Here is a 1,327-nt window from a genome sequence, read left to right on the forward strand (position 1 = left end):
CCCGAATGTCTTCTTCTCCACCATCTGCCTCGCTGCAACCATCATCTTCTGGCTATGAGTCCTGAGCCTAGAGCGCAATGGACAAAAACCCATCACACGTTGGAAACCCCGGAAAAATCCTAGAAGCTGAAAATGGATTCATGGTTTCGAATGAAAAGCCGTTCGGTTGACTGCCGGGATTGCATACAAAAAACCCACCATGACGGTGGGCTTTTCGCTTCAATGACCCTGAGACCGGATCTCAACGCTTTCATTGAAAGATAAGTGACCCCAAGACCGGATCTTGACGCTTTCACTTACCAGTTAGAGGTTAACAAACAATTTGTTGCTCTTTAGACTGAGCATAGTGATTTAAGAATAAGAAAGATCCATACTCACAAATCTCCCTTTATATGAAGAGTTTTATTACTCTTCATGCAGAAATATCGGAATTCCCTCTCGAATTGTCAATCTTTTTGTGTAAAATAATTATATATTTTGATTCGTAAACGGAAAAATTTGTGCTCATAGAAAATGCTAGGGAGATAATAAATCTTCACTTTGATTTGTATATAAATCAACCTGATTATAAAATAACCCCAAGAATTATCGGAGAAATAAATGAACTACAATTTGTCCAGATAAATTACATACGAAGATATTTTGGATACCCAGAATTTAAGGGAAGAGGAATATATTTTGTTGGAAAACATTTATTTGAAAGTAGACATAGAAAAGATTCATATTCAAAAGAAAATATTTTCAAAATGATAAAAAGATCAATTGAAGTAAATTCGTTCCCATCAATGGATTTTAGAACTATAAATAGGGTTTCTTCAAGTGAAAAAAATAAAATAAATCTTGTATCTACAAATAATGATAAGCTGGAAGGGAATTCTGTGCAATATGTTTCCGTTTTTGTCTTCTCTCAAAAAAGAGAAAACGGTTTAGAACTCTATAATATTATACCGTATGGTGATAATCGCGCTTCTAAATAGTAGAATATTTTCTAAATGGGCAAGCCTATGTGTGACAAAAATCAGTATATGGGTTTCTGTCACTTTGTAGTCGCTTTCAGAATTTTGTGACATTAAGTTTTGTATGTCTTAGATTTCAAAGTGACAAACAGACATGATTTTCGGATACGCACGCACTTCCACCGTTGAACAGGCAAACGGCTTACAGGCTCAGATTGACGAGCTTCATAAGCAAGGCTGTGAGCGTGTGTATTCTGAACAGGTGTCAGGCAGACAGGAACTCACACGCCTTCTGGATAACCTTAGGCTCAGGACTCATAGCCAGAAGATGATGGTTGCAGCGAGGCAGATGGTGGAGAAGAAGACATTCG

General features: G+C 37.2%; 2 protein-coding genes. Both read left to right on the forward strand.

What is annotated here, in order from left to right:
- Positions 1–500 precede the first annotated feature (500 nt).
- The gene (locus HK22_RS15050; protein WP_143412443.1) at positions 501–977 is read left to right on the forward strand and encodes a hypothetical protein; all 477 of its coding nucleotides are present in this window, start codon (positions 501–503) and stop codon (positions 975–977) included.
- Between the two features lie 133 nt (positions 978–1,110).
- A partial coding sequence (locus HK22_RS14855; protein ID WP_158093580.1) for a recombinase family protein occupies positions 1,111–1,327 on the forward strand: 217 nt, incomplete at its 3' end.

It is taken from the genome of Gluconobacter sp. DsW_056 (genome assembly GCF_002153595.1).
Lineage (GTDB): Bacteria > Pseudomonadota > Alphaproteobacteria > Acetobacterales > Acetobacteraceae > Gluconobacter > Gluconobacter albidus.